The organism is Candidatus Peregrinibacteria bacterium (assembly GCA_016220175.1).
Taxonomy (GTDB): Bacteria; Patescibacteriota; Gracilibacteria; order CAIRYL01; family CAIRYL01; genus JACRHZ01.
The window spans coordinates 1-15,375 of sequence record JACRHZ010000074.1 but is presented as its reverse complement, the minus strand read 5'-3'; the positions used below and the strand labels follow the sequence as shown (position 1 = coordinate 15,375).

Below are 15,375 nucleotides of genomic sequence, written 5' to 3'. Positions count from 1 at the left end.
CGAAATTCTACAGATTTTAAGTATTTCTCCATTTGATAAAATGCCCTTAGCTAAGCTGTTTTCTGAAGATCGTTTGCAAAACCTCGATCACGTTTCCCTAGAACAGGCTCAGTTACCAGAGATTTAACCGCCCACTACTGAAATGTAATGTATAAGTTTTTTCGATCTTTCGGATCAAATCCCTTTAAAAAGGGATCAATATTGCCAAGCCATACGCTATTCGGAATATGTATTCTCATGTGGAAATTATACCGGGAATTGGTAAAAAATGTCAAACTCCCGGGAATCCCGGTAATTTTTCTGAATACTCAAATCCCGGTGCTGTCACATTTGGAATACAGAAAGAAAGAGTACATGGTCACTTGCTCGATGTTTCGTGAATTTCAAACAGAGAATCAGCGTTGAAATCCAAAAGACGAGCACAGGGGAAAAGGCGTTCCAAAGATAAGATGCTCGTAAGTGTCAATGATTACTTGTTATCAGGTAATTGTTGTAAATATTGACAATGTGGCAAAAGTCTTGGAATATACGGCAGTTGATATTTTCCCTGATGAGAAGAGGATTTTTGACATACGTAGTCTAAATTTATTTAGAAATTTTATTGATTTTTCTATGGCAGAATCAGAAACGAGAATAGCAGATTTATTTGCGAAAGAAAGTCCTCCTATGGGAGTACTAGCTTTGATAGAAGAAGCGAGGAAAGATGGCTTCAGGGAAGAAGATTCAAATAAGACCGGAAATGGATGGATTAATTTCAGTAGAGGAGAGGCGGCTTCAAATATGTTTTATCCAGACGAAAATGATCCAGATGCAAGTGTTGAAGAGAGACGAATAAAAAAGGGGAAGGGGGTTGATGATTATGGACCAGTTGCAGGGATAACAGCCCTTAGAGAAGAATATGCAATGTTTTATAACAGATTGCATCGCTCTGAAAATGGGCAGGACGCTTTTCGTGTGGAAAATGTTACTATTAGGCCAGGCGGAAGACCTGCTATACATGCTGCTTTAGCTGCATTCGGAATGGAAGGTCTAGGCAGAGGGAGGAACGTTAGAGTTGGTCATTTTCATCCTGATTATGCGGGGTATTTAACGCCATTAAAAGTAGTAAATGGCATTGATCCTGTTGCAATCCCACTCGATAGGCAGTCAGGTTATCATATTGATGTTGCTGAATTAAGAAAAAAAATCAGGGAACTTGGACTTGAAGTTCTCTTGCTCAGCAATCCTTGCAATCCTACAGGATCTGTTATTGCTGGTGAGGAGTTGCAAAAGTGGGTTGAACTATCTGAAGAAACAGGTGCATATCCCATAATTGATGAATTCTACGATGAGTATGTGTACGATGAGGAAAAGACAAGAGTATCTTCCGCTGATTATTTGGGGAGAATTGATGATAGTAGGGTAGTTATAGTATCTGGAATTAGTAAGAGTCTTCAGGCAGCTGGTTGGCGTATTGCTGCTGTATTAGGGTCAAAAAAAATCATAGGAAAAATAAATGCGGTGGCAGGTGGACTTGATGGTGGAGCAAATCATCCCTTACAAGTTGCCACGATTCCAATGTTAAACTCGCCACGAAGAGATCGAACCCATAAATCACGACACGATGATTTTCTAGAAAAAAGAAATAGAATGACCGGACACTTAAAAAACATTGGTGTTCAACTTGCATCTGAGCCTAAAGGGACATTCTACTTGTGGGGAGATATCAGTGATTTAGTAGGTGATAGAGATCAATTGGAAATCGCAAGAGCGTTTATGAGGGAAAAAGTTATTCCGTGGGTGCCGGGTTCTGCATTTTGTGTTGATACTAACGATGAGACAAGAAGGCGTGCATTACCTCAGTATGAGAATTTAGTCAGATTCAGCTACGGTCCTAGAAAGGACATAATGTTAGCTGGACTAAAGAGGATGAAAAAAGTGGTTAATAACTTAGATTAATTATTAAAACAATAATGAGATTGAAAGAATAATCTTATTCTTCAGTGTGGGGCGCCTTATCGAAAATCCCATGCTCGTGGAAAATTAGCTTGGAATGTCTTTCCTTAGAAGTTTATGGCGATTCCTCTCGCCAGTGTCATGCGTGGACGCATGATCGGTGTGAATAAATTAGATATCGACACGAATCAGGATGCCGCAAGAGGTTGAAATTCTTCTGCAATCGCCTTCCACATTTCTCTCGTAACTTCGGGTTGACGTCCATTCCCAGTAGCATTAATCCGAATAGCAGGACCACCAGTTCGTTCACCAGTTACTGGGATTGTTCCCACTCCCACTTCTGGTCTTTGAAGCAATTTCTCAGCAGATCCTTCGTCTTTTACAGGGATAAGTAATAAAAATCCCTGTAATTTTTTCATATATTGTCCAAGAGGACTCTCTGGTTCTATTGCGGCTCTATTCTGTTCATTTGCTGCAACAATACGATTAATAACAGTACTTTTAACTTCTCTATGTAAATCACCTTGTTGCCCTTGTTGATACAATGATTGATATGGCTTAAATGTATCAGGGAGAAACCAGAATCCTCCTGTTCTTGCCATCATATTGAATTGACTCTGAATATTCTGCACATTTTGCCCTCTTGCAGGAGCATGCATTAATACCCCAACGCGTCCCGGGAAGTTACCACGTTTCGATTCACTGTGATCCCAGAATATTGAAACTCCGGCTTGTACTGCTTCTTGAATCAATGCAACATCAGACTGATATGCTCCATCAATTTCAGACACCCTCCGAGCACTTGAGCCACGATAGACTGATTCTACAACAAGATGACCACCCGCTTGTCCAATTGCATCTAAAAGGTCTTTTCGAACTTCTGAGGATAATGTATATCCCGACATATTTCCAGTATCTGCTTGAATATAGAGGACTGGAACAGCCAAAGCGACAGTATCTCGTATTTTTTTAATAATTTGGGTTGGATCAACATTTTGATCTCGATCCATTAAATCTACCGTGTGTGTGATTTGTCCCATAACCAGCCGCATCAAAAATTGCCGGAAGCGCGCTCCAAGAATTTTTAGGATATATGATCTGAGATTTTCCGTCTCCAAGCCCATATCCTGTCCAGCCAACAGGCTTCCCACCAGCTTGTGAAGACGGACTCTTTTTTAAAAATGCTAACGCAGCAGCCAATGCCCCGGTCGCCCCTAGTGTTCCTATCCGTGCGACTTCTGCCGGATTCTGTCCAAAATCACCTACTATTCCATCCAAATAATTCTTGACATCCTGCTGTGATAAATATCCTTGTCCTGCGCCTCCTAATGCTTGTTTTTTCCAGTCTTCTAAGAAGTCCACTTTAACGATTTTTCCATCTGGACCTAAAACAACTCCAATCCCTGAATTAACAATCAATCTTCTTTGATTCTCTGGACGTGTACTATTTTCCCTTATGACTCCTGCTATCTTCATCGAAGAAGCAGTAATAGGATCCATTTCAGCTGGAGGAATTTTTGTGGAAAATCCTTCTCTTGCGTATGGATCTTGTTGAGGGGAATTTTCTGGAGGTGTTTCAGTCATAAAAATATGTATAAATTACTTTCAGTTTATACATGCATGTCAAGACGTCAATTTATTGCTCCTTAATTCACTTTACACTAGTTTCGATTTATTTTTCCTTAAAACTGCTCTCTGTATCGGGGCACCTTTTTTCGAGAGTTGCCTCTTTTTGTTTCTGCGTCATTTTCCAAAGCTCAAAAGCGCTTGTTTCAATTTTCCATCCATCTTCTCCACCGCATACCTCCGTCCTTCCCGCGAAAAATATCGATAATTCTTTTTGATGAAATCCACAACCAAATTCAAATCCGCGAGTGAAAGCTCACGGAGATTCCGCTGGTGAAAAATAGAAATAATTGACAAGAAAACATGCTTTTGTGTAAAATGTAATTGACACTAATTTAATCATAAAAATATGCCTTTGGAGAAAGAAAAAATTCAAAATTTCTTGAATGAGCAAATTGCTCAGGCGGATTTTCGCACTCGAGCTTACGTGTATGATAGAGATGGAAAATTGAGACCTCGTCGAGATATTTTTCAAAATATTACCCGTCACATACACAAATTTTATAGCGAAAAATCAACGATACGATGGATTACTCTTACAGGCTTGCGTGGAGCCGGAAAAACCACAGTGCTCTCACAGGCATACGACTTTATCCGCAACCTTGATTGTCATAAACTTTTTCTTTCTCTCGACCAAACAAGCCAAATTCTCGGAGTTTCCCTTCCAGAAGTGATCTCTGCGTATGAAGATCTCCTCGGCAAATCGCTTGAAATGCTTGATCGTCCGCTTTTTCTTTTTCTTGATGAAGTTCAATATGATGAAAAATGGGGCATAACACTCAAAAGTATTTATGATCGCTCAGAAAATATCTTTATTTTTAGTACCGGTTCTTCGGCGCTGCTGATGAATAAAAATAAAGATATAGTAAGAAGAACCGTGTATGAAAAACTCTTTCCCTTGAGTTTCTGTGAATATTTGAAAATAAAACACAAGAAACATCCTGATGAAAACCGCGATCTTTCTCAAGAAATTTCACGGGCAATTTTTTTCTCAAAAAATGCAAAAGATGCCTATTCTCAACTCCAGAAACTTCAGCGAAATATCACAAAATACTATGCGGGAATTATTTATCGGCATGAATTTAAAAAATATCTGTATTATGGGTCGCTTCCATATATGCTCACAGTCGATAATGAAGCCATTATCTACGATCAAATCAGCAAAACCATGGACAGGGTAGTTGCTATGGACATAAGAAGCGCTAAAAATTTTACTTCTGATATTATTTCTAAAATTCCGAGAATTCTTTATGCAGTAGCGGATATGGATGCTTTTAATTTTTCTACGCTCTCAGAAGCATTTCAGATAAGTCGCCCAAAGGTGATGGAAATTTTTGATTTTCTAGAGCAGACAGAAGTACTTCATCGAATTTATCCTCATGGTTCTCATTTAGGACAGGAAGCGCGAAAACCTTCAAAGTATCTTTTTTCTTCACCAGCTTTTCGAGCAATGTATTATAAAATGGTCGGAAATATTATTTCTCCAGAAAATGCAAAAGGGCGGTTATTAGAAGATCTCGTCGGAATGTATTTATATCGTTTGTTTGCGAAAAACCCTGAAGTATCTTTTACTTATGATAGCGCTCAAGGCGGCGCTGATTTTATTGTCGGCATTGGAGGTCGAAAAATAGTGATTGAAGTTGGCTCTGGACAGAAGTCATATCGGCAAGTTATTTCTACTGCGAAAAAGGTAAAACCAGCTTATAGTCTGATTATTTCGGATGAGGAATTGGAATTTTCAGAAGAGTTGAATGCGCTAAAGGTTCCATTCAATATTTTTGTGCTCGCGTAAGATTTTTCTCCAATGCAATATTGCCCCGAAGGAAAGACTTTGCATCAAATTTCTTCCAATCCAAAAGTTTTTTCTTCAACTTTCCATCCATCTTCTCCACCGCATACCTCAGTCCTTCCCTCGAAAAATAGTGATAATTCTTTTTGATAAAATCGACAACCAAATCGAGATCAGCGAGCGAAAGTTCGCGAAGAACCCATCCGGCGGCGAGCTGAACAAAGCGTTCTGGATTTTTGAGAATTTCTGAACAGATTTCGAGAATTTCTTGATTATACTTTCCAAAACGCGCGATGTTCACAAAACTGATCGCTGCAGACCTCTGTCTCCAAAGAGATTCTGCATCTTTCCAAGAAACGACTTCTTTCGCAACGTTTGGATCTCGAAGAATAAGATGACGAATAACTCTTCCAGAAATTCCATCACATGTTGCCCAATCATACACGTGATGATCGATAATTTTCGCGAGCTCATGGATAACATTTGTATCAATTTTGTTCGCAATTTTATTGAGGATGAGAATCGCAAATTGTTTTTCTTCCGCATACTCGGACGATATGAGCTCGAACGTCAGATTTTTCTGTTCGTGAATCGAAAGATTTTTTATTTCTCCCCAAAATTTCTGAAATATTTCTTTGACCTCAGGATTTCTGAGTCCGTAAAATTTGATGACTCCTTTAAAATACTTTTCGTAATTTTTCTTCTTCTCGAGTGAAGCATTTCTGCTGAATTCTTTTTGTATCTGAGAAAGAAAATCCTGATTCATACAATAATCTAAAATCTAAAATTTCTTACTTATCTATACGTTTTTTCCGAACGCCTTGAAATTTTATAAATCGTGATGATGTTCCCTTCTGCATCAAAGAATATTCGGAAGTCTCCAGCTCTATATCGGTAATATGGAAGAAGCCGTAACTTTTTCACTTTTGGATGATCCAAGACATTTTCATATTCCATCAGTTCCGAAAGTTTCTTTTGAAGAAAAAGCTGATCTTTCTTTTGGAAAGAATACAGTTCTCGTAATGCATTAGGAGCAAATACAATTTTCATTACTTCTTGAGATGCTCAAAGGCTTTTTCAAAAGAGATGGGCGTAATTGTCCCATTTTTTATGAGTACTGATTCAGCAGCCATCACCATCGTATCGAGAAGAGTAAGTCCTTCTTCAATCTTCATATTCATCCGAGCCAGTTTTTTATGAGTTGTTTTCATCTATATTTTACGAAATCTGTAATGATTATACCTCAGAAAAGACCTAAAAAACAAATCTAAAAATACGCATTCACTTATTCTTCTTCACAAAAAAATATATGAAGATTTGGATGTGAGAGGATTTTTTTCGCAGGGAATTCTTCCCACGATTTTTCTCCGTGTTCGAGTTCATCAAGAATTTTTCGTTTCGAAATTCCGCAAAGGAGTACGACGATTTTTTTACTCTTGAGAATCATCGGAAAGGTAACGGTGAGTCTTTTCCAAACAGGGAAAATATTTGTTTCAGAAATTGTAGCAAGTTTTTCCGTTTCGTGAATTTCAGGACCATTTGGGAAAAGCGACGCCGTATGTCCATCAGGACCAATTCCGAGAATGCAAACATCAAAAGGTTTTTCGAATTTTTGCAGGAGATCATGATATTTTTCAGCCGATTCCTTCCATGAAAAAACTCCAGAAGTTTCAAAAAAATATACGGATTTTGGAGGTTCTGGAAGGAGATTCAGAAAATGATTATGAATGAGAAGAGCATTTGAATCAGGTTTTTCTGGAAGAATATATCTCTCATCGACCTCAAAAATATGCGCATTTCCCCACGGAATATTCTGCTTCGCGAGTTCTTCATAGACGGGAATTGGCGTTGATCCGCCGCTCAGCGCAAGTGAAAACTCTGTGTCGCGAGGAACATCTTTCAGGATTTCCTGAACCGCAGCAATATGCCAATCTTGTTCAGATGCGAAAGTGAAATAATTCAAAATTCAAAATTTAAAATTCAACTCCGCTAAAGCGGAGTAAAAATTACACCTCGTACCATTTCTCTTCAGTTTTTTGAAAAAGAACGTCGCTTCCCTGAGGACAAGATGTCCCGTCTTCATATTCCACTGTTTGAATATTTGCTTTTTCGCGGAACTCAAAAATAGAATCTGTAATTCTCCACGCAGCAAGAATTTCGCCAAAACTCAAGAAATGGAGTTTTTCCTTTTTGAGAACATCGAGGAGAAGCACAGCGTGTTCCGGAAGGCAAGTTTCTGGGGCGCATTCAATAGATTCTATGGCATCGATCTCATGATATTCGGAAAGATGACCGTGTTTATTGAGGAGTTTAAAATGGATCTTTTCTTCTGGTTGCAATTCAAGAATGAGTCGATTTGATTCTAAGTTTTTTTGAAATTGCATTTTTTTAAATTCCACGACCACATACGTCGTTTTTCTATCAAGTTTTTTTCCTGTCCGCACAAAAATTGGAACTCCATACCAACTCTCGCGATCTATTTTTATTTTCACGCTCATGTATGTTTCTGTTGTGCTTCCTTTTTTCACTCCATCGAGATTTTTGTAACTTTTGTACTGTCCCAAAAAGAGGTTTTCTTTTTTCGGAGAAAATTTGAGCGCGGAAAGAATGGCATATTTTTCTCGTTGAAAACTTTCTCCATCTTCGCTGATCGGAATCGACATCGTCATCATCGCGAGAATTTGCGTCAGATGTGATTGAAACATATCCTTGATAATGCCGACAGAATCGAAATATCCAACACGATTTTCAATTCCAATGTCTTCCACAGCCGTAATTTGAATGGAGGCAATTTCTTTTCCCTTGAGAAGACTATTCAAAATACTGTTTGAGTGCCTCAGCGAAAGGATACTCTGCACAGATGTTTTTCCGAGATAATGATCGAGGAGATACACTTGATCCTCCGAAAAATATCGAGAAATAACGTTAAAAAGTCGTGCGGCCGAAGGTTCATCATTTCCGAATGGTTTTTCGAGAATAATTCTCAGATCTTCCTGAGGTGAAGTGCGTGTTTCGGCAAGTTTTATCGTAATCGGTTCAAATACTGATGGTGGAACCGAAAAATAAGCGATATGACAAAGAGACGCGATATCATGACGTCCAATCAATTTTTTGAGGGAAATACGATATTTTTGGAAATCTTCTTTGACATCATACTGTCCAGAAAAATAGTGAATATGCTCTATGAGAGAATCGAGTACTTTTGTCGAGAAGCTCGGTCTTTTCCCATAAGCTTCAATAATGCTGTAGAGAAATTCCTTTTGAAATTCTGCCCTGGTTTTCTCACTCCTCGCATATCCCACGATGAAATATTCTTCCGGCAAAAGTTTTCTTTGAGCGAGCTCGTAGAGAGCCGGAAAAATTTTGAGCTTCGCGAGATCTCCGGAAGCGCCGAAAAGAGTGAGAATGAAGGGTTTTTTGATGGATGAGGACACGGTATTAATTTTAAATTTTGAAATTTAAAATTTCTAAATAAATTCTAATTTCTAATTTTAAAAACTGTTATATCCGTTTGAGTATCTTCCATTTAGAAATTAAAGCTTAAAAATTATTTAGAAATTTTAAATTTCAAAATTTAAAATTAATTTCCCCATTTTTCATGAAATTTTCCTTCGCGGTCAATTCGTTCAAATCCGTGTGCGCCAAAAAAATCTCGAAGTCCTTGAAGAAAATTTCCGCTGCCACGAGCATGGCACATATTTTCGATATATGAAAGTGCGCTCATTATGCAGGGAAGAGGCACTCCACCTTGAGCTCCTATCGTTACGAGTTTTCTAAGAGAGGGGAGAGATTCTCGGATTTCTTCAGATATTTCGGGAAAGAGAAACAGATGAGAATATTTTTCGGGAGCATTCCGAAAAGCATTTTCGAGAAATTGCAAAACCTTTGCGCGAAGAATACATCCACCCTGCCAAATTCGTGAAATTTCTGCAAGATCGATATTCCAATTTTGTTCTCTTGAAGCTTCAGAAATAAGAAAATATCCCTGCGCGTATGCGCTGAGTATTGCTGCAGAAACTGCATTCTCGAGGATGCGCTCGAGCTCCTCATATGAAATATTTTGCGAATCTGAAGGAGATGTATACGTCGTGTTTAATTTGACTCTGAGTTCTTTTTGAGCAGAAATATTTCTCGCATTCACCGCTTCTGAAATCGTGGGAAGAGCAATTCCGCGATCTAACGCATCCAAAACGGTCCATTTCCCCGTTCCTTTTTGTTCTGCTTTATCGAGGATTTTTTCTAAAAGATACTGAGATGTGTCTCCATCTTTCTTCTGAAGAATTTTTACGGAAATTTCGGTGAGATACGATTCGAGTTTTCCCTGGTGAAGTTTCGCAAATACATCGGCAATTTGCGATGCAGGGAAGTGGGAGAGTTTTCGAAGGAGATCATAGACTTCCGCCAAAATCTGCATTACCGCGTATTCAATGCCGTTGTGCACCATTTTCACATAATGTCCCGCTCCATTCTCGCCAATATACGTTGTACACGGCTTTCCGGAAAAATCACGTGCTGCGATTTTCTCAAAAATTGGCGCAAGGTGCTTTATATAAGCATTTTTGTCACCTCCCGGCATAATACTTGGACCTTTTAAGGCTCCTTCTTCGCCGCCACTTACTCCCACTCCAAAAAAATGTATTTTTTTGGCTTTGAGCTCACGTTCTCTCCGAATCGTACCCTGAAAATGAGAATTCCCAGAATCAACAAGAATATCGTCCTTTTCGAGGAAGGGAAGAATGCTCGAAATAGTGAAATCAACTGCCTCTCCAGCCTTTATCATCAGAATGATTTTTCTCGGTTTTTCGAGCGCTGCCACAAAATCATGGAGATTTTCTTTCCCGCTGAGATATTCATCTCCAAAATTTTTCAAAAATTCACGTGTTTTTTCAGGAGTTCTGTTATATACAATCGTTTTATAGCCATTTCGAGCGATATTTCTTGATACATTCGCTCCCATAACTGCGAGTCCAATGACGCCAATATCATATTTTGGAGGCATAAAAATTCCAGATTGTACCTGTATTCTACAGTGTTTTTGAGCGTGCCTGCAAACTTTTGAGAGAATTCCTGTGATTTTTTGTATCACAGGAGATAAATTAAATAAAAATTAAAATACATTGATTAATATCAATATGCAGTGTATAGTATAATTGTGGTGTAAAAAGCCATTTGGAGAGTATATCTCACGCCCCCCGTCGGTTTCGCATGTTTCACCCAACTCCTTCATGACACTCAAGCAAAACTCTACATTTCGGCAAAAGAAGATTGAGAAAGAGGTTCCTCCAGAGCAGATGAAGCGTGTACTCCTCGTGGAAGACGATGAAGCAACGAGAAAGATATGCAAAAATCTGTTTGAGGATCACGGATTTCATGTGGAAATCAGCGATGAAGGTATGGAAGGAATGATGAAGGTCTCCGAATTCCAGCCACATGTGGTAATTTTCGATATTCTGACTCCAATACTTGGGGGATATGAGTTTTTAGAATCTGTTCGATCAAATTCTGGCGAAGATATTCTCATCGTTGTCTACACGCGTTTGGCGAGTGATGATGAGGCTATTAAGGGTTTTGTACAAGGAGCGGATGAATTTTTCCGAAAACCAGAAGTATCGCCGGAAGGGCTTGTCAAAAAAGTGAGAAAAATACTTCAGAAAAAAGCGGAAGGCGATGAGGAATAACGTAGGGGCGGCATATATGCCGCCCGTTTTTTTTCGAAAGATTTTACGATCCAAAAATCATTTCGTAAATTTTCCGCATTTCCTCGACCGTCATTTGTCCAGATGCTGTTTTTTCTGCTTCTGAAAACGCTGCAAACATCATTTCTCCGCCATTCATCGGGGTCAAAACTCTTGATGGCTTGCCGAGTTCTCCCATGGAAATAGAGATGAAGGGAATTTTTTGTTCTTTTAAAAAATCAGTAAGTTCGAGCATCGTCATGAGATCTTCATGAGAATTTGCCATCGCCGCAATTTTCACGATATCCGCGCCAGAATTTTTCATTCTTTGTGCAATATCTTTCAGTGTATCGAAATGCGGAGTTTCATCGAAAAAATGTGCTGAAAGAATGAGTTTCGCCTTCTTTTTCTCCTGAATAAATTTTGAGAGAAGTTTTGCATCAAATTCACAGTCGAAATCGCAGTATTCTGCGCCTTTCTGAGCTCCTTCGAGCAGAATTTTGAATTTCTTTTCATCGGTTCCAGAAAAGCCGCCCTGTTCTTTCGGTCCTTTACAATTCAAAAGAAATGGAGTTTTTTTATGTTTCCAAATTTCATCGAAATCAATTTCGTTTTGTGAAAGGTCTCCGAGCCAAAGTTCGAGAATATCAGCTTTTTCTGAAGCTTCGTCAATTTTTTGAAGAAGTTCTGGGAGAGATTTCGCCTTCAAAGGAATACAAATTTTGAGATTCATTATGATTCAAGTATAGCGTAGAATTACAGTTTTTGAAGAGGCATGAGTGGTGTATTTGTCAATTTGAAAAATTTGACAGAAAATCAAAAAATAGTTCTAATAAGACCTCTTTGTTTAGTTTTTTTACCAAGTAACAATATGTCAATAGTAGTACCAGAAGCACGGATGGAAGTTAATGTTTTAGAAGAGCTTATTCGAAAACTTCAAGATACATTAACGGAAGTAGTCGATGGACAAGTAGAAGGAAGCCGAGCTGCAAAAAGTCATTTTGAATTAATTACAGGTGCTCTACGAAAAGAACTTGAAGGATTGGTAAGTACCAGTCCTCTTATGAAAAAAATCCCTGTTGCTTTAAGTTTAGATCTTGACGGAGCCAATGATGAAGTTGGTATTGGGCTTTGGGTATCACATATATTGGCAAGGGAGGGAGGGAACCCAAAGGTCGAGACACTTCAATTCTTAGTAAATTCTCTTGGTTTTGATGGAGTTGGTATTTCTGTAAATTTATATGCTGATAATGAGGATCTTATTGCAACGTTCATTGCAAAAGGAGCTTCTCCTGAGAGGTTGGTAATTCTTTTTGATTGGCTAAAAAATCGAAACGAGAAAGAAGATTTTTCTGCTTTTGTTATGAGAACGAAAAAATACGAAAGCATGAAAGACTATGAGAGAGCTTCTTTAATGGAAATGTATTCTACACGGTCATAATAAAACATATGAAGAAGCCTTTCTTCAGGAGTCACCCGTCCTCGGGCGACCAAGGTCGCCTCAGGAGAGGCGACTCTTGAATTATTGAATTCCAACAACAGGTTTTGTGACGATGTATTTTTCGCGAAAGAGAAAACCTCTCGACAATCGTTTCTCCTTTCCCTATAATCCACGGGCTTATTTTTTGAGTTTATTTTTTATATTTTTGTATGTCAGATCTCTCGAATCTCCGAAATATTGGAATTATCGCTCACATTGATGCAGGGAAAACTACGACCACGGAGCGTATTCTTTTTTATACAGGACGAAACCACAAAATTGGAGAAGTTCATGATGGAGAAGCCACTATGGATTGGATGGAACAGGAACGAGAACGAGGAATTACCATTACTTCCGCTGCGACATTTTGTACGTGGAAAGGAACAAATATTAATATCATTGACACTCCCGGGCACGTTGATTTTACGGTGGAAGTAGAAAGATCTCTCCGTGTGCTTGATGGCGGAGTTGCGGTATTTGATGGATCTCAAGGAGTTGAACCACAATCAGAAACAGTCTGGAGACAAGCTGATAAATATAAAGTTCCTCGAGTCGCATTTGTGAATAAAATGGATAAAACAGGTGCAGATTTTTACATGAGTCTTGATTCGATTCACAAAAGACTTTCTCCAAACACTTATGCGATTCAGCTTCCCATTGGAGCTGAAGAAACTTTTTCTGGAGTTATTGATGTTATCGAAAGAAAAGCCTACAGATTTGAAGGAGAACATGGAGAAAAAATTGTAGAAATTCCAGTTCCAGAGGATATGAAAGCGAAAAATGAAGAACACCGAGAAAAAGCCGTGGAAGCAGCTGCAACTCATGATGAATCCATCACAGAAAAGTATTTGGAGGGAAAAGAACTCACAATTCCAGAAATTAAAAAAGGACTTCGAAAAGGAGTCATTCATAATGAAATTTATTTGGTTCTCTGCGGAACAGCACTCCGCAATATGGGTGTTCAATTCGTACTTGATGCGGTAGTTGATTATCTCCCGTCTCCCATCGATGTTGGTGGCGTGATGGGGAAAAATCCAAAAACGGGAGAGGAAGAAAAAAGAAATCCAAGCGATGATGAGCCTCTTGCCGGAGTTGCATTTAAAATTGCAACGGATCCATTCATTGGAAAACTCACGTTTTTCCGTGTTTACTCTGGAATCCTCAATTGTGGATCATACATTGTGAACACACGAACTGGAAATAAGGAGCGCATTGGACGTCTCGTCGTCATGCACGCGAATTCTCGACAAGAAATAAAAGAAATTCATGCGGGAGGAATCTGTGCGCTCGTGGGACTCAAAGATATTCGCACCGGAGACACTCTTTGCGATGAAGATAAACCGATTGCACTTGAAGAAATGACCTTCCCAGAGCCCGTGATTTCTATTGCTGTGGAGCCAAAAACAAAGGCAGATCAGGAAAAAATGGGACTTTCTCTCCAAAAACTTTGCGAAGAAGACCCAACTCTCCGTGTAAAATCGGACGAAGAAACCGGACAAACTGTACTTTCGGGAATGGGAGAACTCCATTTGGATATTATTGTTGATCGAATGAGGCGTGAATTTAAAGTTGAAGCGAATGTAGGAGCTCCTCAGGTTGCATATCGGGAAACAATTCAGAAAAAGGTGGAAGCTGAGGAAAAATATGTAAAACAGACGGGTGGACGAGGTCAGTACGGACATGTCGTCCTGAATCTTATCCCGAATGCACCGGGAAAAGGATACGAATTTGTCGATAAAGTTGTGGGAGGACGAATTCCGAATGAATTTATTCCTGCTGTGAATAAAGGTGTACAGGAAGCACTCCAAAAGGGAGTTGTTGCCGGATATCCTGTAGTAGACGTCATTGTTGAGCTTCTTGACGGTTCATACCACGATGTGGACTCTTCAGAATTTGCTTTTAAGGCTGCAGGATCGATTGCCTTTCAAAAGGGAGCAAGGACAGCGGATCCGATTCTCCTCGAGCCCATTATGGCGGTTGAAGCAGTGACTCCTGAAGATTATATGGGAGACATTATGGGAAATCTTTCTTCTCGAAGAGGAAAAATTGAAGAAATGACGGAGAGAGGAACTGCAAAAGTGATAAAAGCAAAAGTACCACTTTCAGAAATGTTCGGATATGCTACAGATTTGAGATCTATGTCTCAGGGAAGAGCAAGTTATTCTATGGAATTTTCTCATTATGAGAAAGTACCGGGAAATATTGCGGAGAAGATCAAAGAGAAGAAGGGAATGTAGGAAGTAGGAGGTAGGAATCAGGAAGTAGGAGGTAGGAATCAGGAATCAGGAATTACGAATTACGAAGAATTCCCCTATAAGAATTTTTAAGGTATCACATGCAAATTTCTCAAATGGTGTGGAATTTTTTGAGAATTTCTCATGAGTCCTCAATTATTCTCTTAAAAAATCCAGTTTTCTCTCTTCCCCGTCATACCGACTGCAGACATGAAACATCAGTATGAATTAAGAATAAATTGAGGATGTCTTTTGGGAGGTATCTCTTTCAACAAGAAATGAACACTGAACTCAGTGTTCGGAAATTTGTGACAAGAGATTCCTCCAGTTGGTGAATATTCACTTTTTCTTAAAGCCCGTCTGAGGCTGAGTTTCTCGAGTCGGAATGACGGGGAGAGAAGTTGCTTGCAAATCGCTCTATTTCTTAAACCTATGCTAAAAAACTTTCTTTGAGAAATTTGCGTATGATCCATTTTTTAGGGCAGCTGATGGCTGAATGGGAAAATTCAAGGATTATAAGCACCACCCCTAGAGGAGATCAGAAATGACTTCATTTGGAGTACGATATCGAAGTGATTTTCTTGGTCTGTCGTTGAGTTTTTCTTGTACTGCATAGATTTTTTCTTCTGATACTTT

General features: G+C 39.1%; 15 protein-coding genes. 5 read left to right on the top strand and 10 right to left on the bottom strand.

The features are described from left to right. Positions 1-465: 465 nt before the first annotated feature. Entirely contained in the window at positions 466-1,938 is a 1,473-nt protein-coding gene (locus HZA38_06115) for a pyridoxal phosphate-dependent aminotransferase (protein MBI5415055.1), read from the top strand. Positions 1,939-2,123: 185 nt separating this feature from the next. Here the strand turns inward: HZA38_06115 and HZA38_06110 are convergent, their stop codons facing one another. Both HZA38_06110 and HZA38_06105 read right to left on the bottom strand, forming a co-directional pair. After that, complete coding sequence (locus HZA38_06110; protein ID MBI5415054.1) at positions 2,124-2,975, bottom strand: hypothetical protein; 852 nt, start codon at positions 2,973-2,975, stop codon at positions 2,124-2,126. After that, positions 2,923-3,519 carry a hypothetical protein gene (locus HZA38_06105; GenBank protein ID MBI5415053.1) on the bottom strand — a complete coding sequence of 199 codons (597 nt, stop codon included), beginning with the start codon at positions 3,517-3,519 and terminating at the stop codon, positions 2,923-2,925. The genes HZA38_06110 and HZA38_06105 overlap by 53 nt, the downstream gene beginning before the upstream one ends. A 391-nt stretch (positions 3,520-3,910) precedes the next feature. Between HZA38_06105 and HZA38_06100 the strand changes: the two genes are divergently transcribed. Then, positions 3,911-5,353, top strand: coding sequence for an ATP-binding protein (locus HZA38_06100; protein MBI5415052.1), 1,443 nt, complete (start codon positions 3,911-3,913; stop codon positions 5,351-5,353). Here the strand turns inward: HZA38_06100 and HZA38_06095 are convergent. The 6 genes from HZA38_06095 to gndA all read right to left on the bottom strand — a co-directional run bounded on the left by HZA38_06095 (position 5,331) and on the right by gndA (position 10,349). Beyond that, positions 5,331-6,116 (bottom strand): DNA alkylation repair protein, encoded by a 786-nt coding sequence (locus HZA38_06095; protein MBI5415051.1) that lies wholly within the window; start codon positions 6,114-6,116, stop codon positions 5,331-5,333. The genes HZA38_06100 and HZA38_06095 overlap by 23 nt on opposite strands. Before the next feature lie 29 nt (positions 6,117-6,145). Then, entirely contained in the window at positions 6,146-6,400 is a 255-nt protein-coding gene (locus HZA38_06090) for a type II toxin-antitoxin system RelE/ParE family toxin (protein ID MBI5415050.1), read from the bottom strand. Then, positions 6,400-6,561: a hypothetical protein gene (locus tag HZA38_06085; GenBank protein ID MBI5415049.1), complete on the bottom strand. Its 162-nt coding sequence runs from the start codon at positions 6,559-6,561 to the stop codon at positions 6,400-6,402. The genes HZA38_06090 and HZA38_06085 overlap by 1 nt, the downstream gene beginning before the upstream one ends. 74 nt (positions 6,562-6,635) lie before the next feature. Next, on the bottom strand, positions 6,636-7,313 hold the full coding sequence (pgl, locus tag HZA38_06080) for a 6-phosphogluconolactonase (GenBank protein MBI5415048.1): 678 nt from the start codon (positions 7,311-7,313) through the stop codon (positions 6,636-6,638). Positions 7,314-7,356: 43 nt separating this feature from the next. Continuing rightward, the gene (locus tag HZA38_06075; GenBank protein ID MBI5415047.1) at positions 7,357-8,784 is read right to left on the bottom strand and encodes a glucose-6-phosphate dehydrogenase (NADP(+)); all 1,428 of its coding nucleotides are present in this window, start codon (positions 8,782-8,784) and stop codon (positions 7,357-7,359) included. Between the two features lie 146 nt (positions 8,785-8,930). Continuing rightward, positions 8,931-10,349 (bottom strand): NADP-dependent phosphogluconate dehydrogenase, encoded by a 1,419-nt coding sequence (gndA, locus tag HZA38_06070; GenBank protein ID MBI5415046.1) that lies wholly within the window; start codon positions 10,347-10,349, stop codon positions 8,931-8,933. Positions 10,350-10,575: 226 nt separating this feature from the next. On the opposite strand from gndA, the gene HZA38_06065 reads away from it, so the two are divergent. After that, on the top strand, positions 10,576-11,028 hold the full coding sequence (locus HZA38_06065; protein ID MBI5415045.1) for a response regulator: 453 nt from the start codon (positions 10,576-10,578) through the stop codon (positions 11,026-11,028). 43 nt (positions 11,029-11,071) lie between these two features. Here the strand turns inward: HZA38_06065 and HZA38_06060 are convergent, their stop codons facing one another. Next, positions 11,072-11,758, bottom strand: coding sequence for a type I 3-dehydroquinate dehydratase (locus HZA38_06060; GenBank protein ID MBI5415044.1), 687 nt, complete (start codon positions 11,756-11,758; stop codon positions 11,072-11,074). A gap of 42 nt (positions 11,759-11,800) precedes the next feature. Between HZA38_06060 and HZA38_06055 the strand changes: the two genes are divergently transcribed. Together HZA38_06055 and fusA are read left to right on the top strand one after the other, a co-directional pair. Then, positions 11,801-12,466, top strand: coding sequence for a hypothetical protein (locus HZA38_06055; GenBank protein ID MBI5415043.1), 666 nt, complete (start codon positions 11,801-11,803; stop codon positions 12,464-12,466). Between the two features lie 209 nt (positions 12,467-12,675). Beyond that, positions 12,676-14,742, top strand: coding sequence for an elongation factor G (gene fusA / locus HZA38_06050; protein ID MBI5415042.1), 2,067 nt, complete (start codon positions 12,676-12,678; stop codon positions 14,740-14,742). Between the two features lie 525 nt (positions 14,743-15,267). Here fusA and HZA38_06045 read toward each other — a convergent pair. Next, a partial coding sequence (locus HZA38_06045; protein MBI5415041.1) for an IS30 family transposase occupies positions 15,268-15,375 on the bottom strand: 108 nt, incomplete at its 5' end.

What these genes read in the sequence shown, in the direction of transcription:
- HZA38_06115 (MBI5415055.1), top strand. Translation starts at nt 466, where the DNA reads ATGATTACTTGTTATCAGGTAATTGTTGTAAATATTGACAATGTGGCA.
- HZA38_06110 (MBI5415054.1), bottom strand. Translation starts at nt 2,975, where the DNA reads ATGGGACAAATCACACACACGGTAGATTTAATGGATCGAGATCAAAAT.
- HZA38_06105 (MBI5415053.1), bottom strand. Translation starts at nt 3,519, where the DNA reads ATGACTGAAACACCTCCAGAAAATTCCCCTCAACAAGATCCATACGCA.
- HZA38_06100 (MBI5415052.1), top strand. Translation starts at nt 3,911, where the DNA reads ATGCCTTTGGAGAAAGAAAAAATTCAAAATTTCTTGAATGAGCAAATT.
- HZA38_06095 (MBI5415051.1), bottom strand. Translation starts at nt 6,116, where the DNA reads ATGAATCAGGATTTTCTTTCTCAGATACAAAAAGAATTCAGCAGAAAT.
- HZA38_06090 (MBI5415050.1), bottom strand. Translation starts at nt 6,400, where the DNA reads ATGAAAATTGTATTTGCTCCTAATGCATTACGAGAACTGTATTCTTTC.
- HZA38_06085 (MBI5415049.1), bottom strand. Translation starts at nt 6,561, where the DNA reads ATGAAAACAACTCATAAAAAACTGGCTCGGATGAATATGAAGATTGAA.
- gndA (MBI5415046.1), bottom strand. Translation starts at nt 10,349, where the DNA reads ATGCCTCCAAAATATGATATTGGCGTCATTGGACTCGCAGTTATGGGA.
- HZA38_06065 (MBI5415045.1), top strand. Translation starts at nt 10,576, where the DNA reads ATGACACTCAAGCAAAACTCTACATTTCGGCAAAAGAAGATTGAGAAA.
- HZA38_06060 (MBI5415044.1), bottom strand. Translation starts at nt 11,758, where the DNA reads ATGAATCTCAAAATTTGTATTCCTTTGAAGGCGAAATCTCTCCCAGAA.
- HZA38_06055 (MBI5415043.1), top strand. Translation starts at nt 11,801, where the DNA reads ATGAGTGGTGTATTTGTCAATTTGAAAAATTTGACAGAAAATCAAAAA.
- fusA (MBI5415042.1), top strand. Translation starts at nt 12,676, where the DNA reads ATGTCAGATCTCTCGAATCTCCGAAATATTGGAATTATCGCTCACATT.